Source organism: Streptomyces pathocidini, from assembly GCF_001418495.1.
GTDB classification, from domain to species: Bacteria; Actinomycetota; Actinomycetes; order Streptomycetales; family Streptomycetaceae; genus Streptomyces; species Streptomyces pathocidini.
The window spans coordinates 1-6,212 of the sequence record NZ_LIQY01000130.1 but is presented as its reverse complement, the minus strand read 5'-3'; the positions used below and the strand labels follow the sequence as shown (position 1 = coordinate 6,212).

The following is a 6,212-nucleotide window of genomic DNA, read 5'->3' as shown; positions in this document are numbered from 1 at the left end:
TGCTGCTGGCCGCGCTCGACCAGACCATCGTGGCCACCGCGCTGCCCAGGATCGTCGGCGAACTCCACGGCCTGGACAAGATGTCCTGGGCCGTCACCTCGTACCTCCTCGCCGCCACCATCGGGCTGCCGCTCTACGGCAAGCTCGGCGATCTCTTCGGCCGCAAGGGCGTGTTCCAGTTCGCGATCCTGGTGTTCGTCGCCGGCTCCGCGCTCGCGGGCTGGTCGCGCACCATGGACGAGTTGATCGCCTTCCGCGCCGTCCAGGGCATCGGGGGCGGCGGGCTCATGATCGGTGTACAGGCGATCATCGCGGACATCGTGCCGCCGCGCGAACGCGGCCGCTACATGGGCCTGATCGGTGCCGCCTTCGGCCTCGCCTCCGTGGCCGGGCCCCTCCTGGGGGGCTTCTTCACCGACCATGCCTCCTGGCGCTGGTGCTTCTACATCAATGTCCCGTTCGGGATCGTCACGCTGGCCGTCATCGCGCTCGTCCTGCGGCTGCCCAAGCCCGCCGCCAGACCGCGCCTGGACGTGGTCGGGGCGTTCCTGCTGGCCGCGGCCTCCACCTGCCTGGTGCTGCTGACGAGTTGGGGCGGCACCGAGTACGCGTGGAGCTCGCGGCCGATCCTTGCCCTGGGAGCGGGCGGGCTCACCGCCACCTTGTTGTTCCTGGTCGTCGAACGGTTCGCGCCTGAACCCATCATTCCGCTACGGCTGTTCCGCGACTCCGTCTTCACCGTCACCAGCCTGGTCGGCGCGGTCGTCGGTATCGCCCTCTTCGGCGCGGCCAGCTACCTGCCGAGCTTCCTGCAGATGGTCGACGGCGCGAGCGCCACCGAGTCCGGGCTGCTGATGCTGCCACTCATGGGCGGCATCGTCCTGGCCTCCATCGGCTCCGGCCAACTCATCAGCCGCACCGGCCGCTACAAGGTCCACCCGCTGCTCGGCTGCGCCCTCGCCGGGGTCGGGATGTGGTTGCTGTCCCGGCTTGAGGTGGACACCCCGCGGCTGGAGTACAGCGTGGGGATGGCCGTACTCGGCCTGGGCATCGGGCTCGTCATGCCGGTGCTCATCCTGGCCGTGCAGAACGCGGTTCCGCCGGCCGACCTGGGCGTGGCCACCAGCGCCCACAACTACTTCCGGCAGATCGGGGGTTCGGTCGGTGCCGCGGTCTTCGGGACGCTCTTCGCGAACCGGCTGGCCGACCGACTCGCGGACGACCTGCCGCCCGGGGCCGACCTGCCGTCCCCGGACTCGATCACCCCACAGATGGTGCACGCGATGGACGCGGCGCTGCGCGACGGATACATCCGCGCGTACGCCGACGCCATGCCGCGCATCTTCCTCTACCTGGTGCCGGTGCTCGCGCTCGGCTTCCTGCTCGCCTTCCTCCTGAAGGAGAAACCCCTGGTGTCCCACAACGCCCCCGGTGCCGCCGCCGACACCCAGACCATCCCGACCGCGCGCCCCCACGGCGCCGGCACCACGGGCGCGCCGTCCCTCAACGGGTATGCGGGGCCCGCCCCTTCGCACGCGGGCGTGCCGGTGTGCGGCACGGTCCAGCACCACGACGCGAGCCCGGTCCCGCGCGCCGCGCTGACCCTCATCGACGTCGGCGGGCGGCAGATCGGCCGGGGCGCCTCGGGCGAGGACGGCCGGTACGCGCTGAGCACGCCCGGCTCCGGCTCGTACGTCCTGATTGCCGCGGCCGGGGGGCACCAGCCGCAGGCCGTGAGCGTCACGGTCGGGGAACGGCCCGTCGAGCTCGACGTGGTCCTCGGCGGCGCGGGCCGCCTCGCCGGGGCCGTGACCACTGCGGACGGTACGCCGGTCCGCGACGCGGCGGTGACGCTCACGGACGCGCGTGGCGAGGTCGTGGCGACCACGCGCAGCGGGCGCGAAGGCGGTTACGCGATCGCGGAGCTGGTCGGGGGCGAGTACGTCCTGGCCGTCAGCGCCCCGGCCTTCCGCCCCGCCGCCCTGCCGGTCTCCGTCCAGCCCGCCCGCGAGACCCGCCAGGACATCGAGCTGGCGGGCGGCGCGGTGCTGCGGGGCACCGTACGCGCGAGCGACGGTCGCCCCGTCGAGGACGCCCGCGTGACCCTGCTCGACGCGGCGGGCAACGTCGTCGACACCCTGACGACGGGCCCGGACGGCGCCTTCCGCTTCGTGGACCTCTCGGCGGGCGAGTACACGGTCATTGCCGCGGGCTACCCCCCGGTGGCCACCGTCCTCCAACTGACGGGCGGCGGCCGCACGGAGCGGGACCTGCAACTGGGACACGAGGACTAGCCGCTCACGGGCCGGCCGAAACGGCGCACCGGGCCTCGCCGTCGCCCAGGAACGGGGCGAGGCTCACCAGGACCTGGAACCGGTCGCCGGGCGGAGTGCCGCGCGCGCCGCGGCGGCCGCGCTGTCAGACGCCTTGGGTAGGGTCGCAGGAGCAGTCAGACGGCCGGACCACAGGGCGAGGGAGCGGCTCTTGAAGATCCTGATCTCCGCGGACATGGAGGGCGCCACCGGCGTCACCTGGCCCGCTGACGTGCTGCCGGGCAGCGAGCCGTGGCAGCGCTGCCGGCACATGTTCACGTCCGACGTGAACGCGGCGATCGCCGGGTTCCTCGCCGGCGGCGCGGACGAGGTGTTGGTCAACGAGGCGCACTGGACCATGCGCAACCTGCTGCTGGAGAAGCTCGACGACCGGGCGCAGCTGCTGACGGGGCGCCACAAGGAGCTCACCATGGTCGAGGGCGTGCAGCGCGGTGACGTGGACGGGGTGGCGTTCGTCGGCTACCACACGGGCGCCGGCACCGAAGGCGTGCTCGCGCACACGTACCTCGCCAACTCCATCACCGGTGTGTGGGTCAATGGCGCGCGCGCCAGTGAAGGGCTGCTCAACGCGCTGGTGGTGGCGGAGTACGGGGTGCCGGTGGTGCTCGTGACCGGCGACGACCGCACGTGCGAGGACGCGCGCGGTTACGCGCCGCGGGCCGAGGCCGTGGCGGTGAAGGACTATGTGTCGCGCTACGCGGCGGTTTGCCGCACTCCGGCCCGTACGGCGGCCGACATCCGCGCGGGCGCCAAGGCCGCGGCCGCGCTCGCGGTGCGGCACGAGCCCGCCCGGGGCGGCCCGTTCACGGTGGAGGTGGAGTTCGACGCCGAGCACCTGGCGGGCGCCGCCACGGTCGTTCCCGGCGTGGCCGCCACCGGCGAGCGCCGGGTCGCCTATACAACCGGGGCCATGTACGACGGCATCCGCTGCTTCAAGGCGGTTACCACCGTCGTCTCGTCCGCCGTGGAGGAGCAGTATGGCTGAGACCGCAGACCAACAGGGCCCGGACGAGCAGGCGTTGGAGGAGGTGGTGCGGTTCACCTCCGACCTGATCCGGATCGACACCACCAACCGCGGCGGTGGCGACTGCGCCGAGCGGCCCGCGGCCGAGTACGTCGCGGAGCGGCTCGCCGACGCCGGGATCAAGCCGGTGCTCCTGGAGCGCGCGCCGGGGCGTACGAACGTGGTCGCGCGGATCGAGGGCACCGACCCGGGCGCCGGCGCCCTGCTCGTCCACGGCCATCTCGACGTCGTGCCCGCCGAGCCCGCCGACTGGACCGTGCACCCCTTCTCCGGCGAGGTCCGGGACGGCGTGGTGTGGGGCCGCGGCGCGATCGACATGAAGAACATGGACGCGATGATCCTCGCGACCGTACGCGCCTGGGCGCGCGCGGGCGTGCGCCCCCGGCGGGACATCGTGCTGGCCTTCACCGCCGATGAGGAGGACAGCGCGGTCTACGGTGCGAGCTTCCTCGCCGACCACCACCCGGAGCTGTTCGAGGGCTGCACCGAGGGCATCAGCGAGTCCGGCGCCTTCACCTTCCACGCCTCCGGCATGCGGCTCTACCCCATCGCGGCCGGCGAGCGCGGCACGGCCTGGCTGAAGCTGACGGCGCGCGGCCGGGCAGGGCACGGCTCGAAGGTCAACCGGGCCAACGCCGTCAGCAGGCTGGCCGCCGCGGTCACCCGGATCGGTGCGTACGAGTGGCCGGTCCGGCTCACCCCGACCGTGCGGGCCGCGCTGGCCGAACTCGCCGAGCTGCACGGCATCGAGGCCGAGCTGTCCGCCCAGGACCCCGCCGCCCTGGCCCGCGAGGTCGACGCGCTCGTAGCCGGACTCGGCCCCGCGGGCGCGCTCGTGGAGGCCACGGTGCGCAACAGCGCCAACCCGACGATGCTCGACGCCGGTTACAAGGTGAACGTGATCCCGGGCAGCGCCACCGCCTTCGTCGACGGCCGCGTGCTGCCCGGCGGTGAGGAGGAGTTCACCGCGACCCTGGACCTGCTGACCGGGCCGGACGTGGACTGGGAGTTCCACCACCGGGAGATCCCGCTCCAGGCACCGGTCGACTCCCCGACGTACCTGGCCATGCGGGAGGCCGTCGAGCGCTTCGACCCGGGCGCCAGGTCCGTCCCGTACTGCATGGCGGGCGGCACCGACGCCAAGCAGTTCTCCCGCCTCGGCATCACAGGCTACGGCTTCTCACCGCTGAAGCTCCCCGAGGGCTTCGACTACGGGGCGCTCTTCCACGGCGTGGACGAACGGGTGCCGGTCGATGCGCTGCACTTCGGGGTGCGGGTGCTCGACGACTTCCTGAAGCACAGCGGCCCCGGCTCCGGAGCGGCGGAGAGCGGCAACGGGCAGGGGGCGTAAGGCACATGGCGGGTCCAAAAGCGCCCTACGGCACCTGGAAGTCGCCGATCGGCGCCGCGCTGGCCGCCTCCCACGACGGGCGGCCGGAGTATGTCGGCGCGGTCGGCGAAGAGGTGTGGTGGACCGAGCCGCGGCCCTCGGAGGGCGGCCGCCGGGCGCTGGTGCGGCGGCGGGCCGACGGCGCCGAAGAGCCGCTGCTGCCCGCGCCGTGGAACGCGCGCAGCAGGGTCATGGAGTACGGCGGCCGGCCCTGGGCGGCCGTCCCGCGCCCTGAAGGCGGCCCGCTGGCCGTCTTCGTGGACTTCGCCGACCAGCGGTTGTACGCCGTCGAGCCGGACGCGCCCGGCTCGCCCGAGCCCCGCCCGCTCACCCCGGTCTCGGCCGTCGGCGGTGGGCTGCGCTGGGTGGATCCCACGATCCACGCCGACCGGGGCGAAGTGTGGTGCGTGCTGGAGGAGTTCACCGGCGAGGCGCCCACCGACGTACGGCGGGTGGCCGCGGCCGTCCCGCTGGACGGCTCGGCGGCCGGCGACCGAACGGCGGTGCGGGAGCTGACCGACGACCGGAACCGCTTCGTCACCGGGCCGAAGCTCTCCCCGGACGGGCGGCGGGCGGCCTGGCTGGCCTGGGACCACCCGAACATGCCCTGGGACGGGACGGTGGTGAAGGTCGCGGAGGTCACCCGGGACGGCGCGTTCACGGGCGTACGTACGGCGGCCGGCGGCCCGGAGGAGTCCGTGGCCCAGGTCGAGTGGGCGCCGGACGGCTCCCTGCTCGCCGCGAGCGACCGCGGCGGCTGGTGGAACCTCCACCGCGTCTCGCCCGAGGACGGCGAGGCGCGCGAACTCCACCCGCGCGAGGAGGAGTTCGGCGGCCCGCTGTGGAAGATCGGCAGCGCCTGGTTCGCCCCGCTGCCCACCGGGCCGATCGCCGTGGTGCACGGCCGCGGTGAGACCGCCCTCGGGATACTCGACCCCGAGACCGGCGAGCTGAGCGACGCCCCGGGCCCCTGGACCGCCTGGTCCCCGACCCTGGCCGTCCAGGACACCCGGGTGTTCGGCGTCGCCGCGAGCCCGCGCAGCGGGTACGAGGTGGTGGAACTGGACACCGCCACCGGCCACACGCGCGTGATCGGCGTGCGCCACCACGACCCCGTCGACCCGGCCTACTACCCCGAGCCGCGGATCCGCGTCTTCACCGGCCCCGGCGGCCGGGACATCCACGCCTACGTCCACCCGCCGCACCACCCCGACCACACCGTCCCGGCCGGCGAACCACCGCCGTACGTGGTGTGGGCGCACGGCGGCCCGACGGACCACGCGCCGCTCGTCCTCGACCTGGAGATCGCCTACTTCACCTCCCGCGGCATCGGCGTCGCCGAGGTCAACTACGGCGGCTCGAGCGGCTACGGGCGCGCCTACCGCAACCGGTTGCGCGGCCAGTGGGGTGTGGTGGACGTCGAGGACTGCGCGGCCGTCGCGCGGGCGCTGGCGGAGGAGGGCGC

At 73.9% G+C, this 6,212-nt stretch carries 4 protein-coding genes; all 4 read left to right on the top strand.

Features of this window, described 5'->3' with window-relative positions; translation table 11 throughout:
• On the top strand, window positions 1–2,294 hold a 2,294-nt coding region (locus AOK16_RS08145), incomplete at its 5' end, for an MFS transporter (RefSeq protein ID WP_055471562.1).
• 190 nt (window positions 2,295–2,484) lie between these two features.
• Complete coding sequence (locus tag AOK16_RS08140) at window positions 2,485–3,318, top strand: M55 family metallopeptidase (protein WP_055471561.1); 834 nt, start codon at window positions 2,485–2,487, stop codon at window positions 3,316–3,318.
• A complete protein-coding gene (locus tag AOK16_RS08135) occupies window positions 3,311–4,708 on the top strand; it encodes a M20/M25/M40 family metallo-hydrolase (RefSeq protein ID WP_107098297.1) in 1,398 nt (465 codons plus the stop codon). The genes AOK16_RS08140 and AOK16_RS08135 overlap by 8 nt, the downstream gene beginning before the upstream one ends.
• A 5-nt stretch (window positions 4,709–4,713) precedes the next feature.
• On the top strand, window positions 4,714–6,212 hold a 1,499-nt coding region (locus tag AOK16_RS08130; protein WP_055471560.1), incomplete at its 3' end, for a prolyl oligopeptidase family serine peptidase.

What these genes read in the sequence shown, in the direction of transcription:
- AOK16_RS08135 (WP_107098297.1), top strand. Translation starts at nt 3,311, where the DNA reads ATGGCTGAGACCGCAGACCAACAGGGCCCGGACGAGCAGGCGTTGGAG.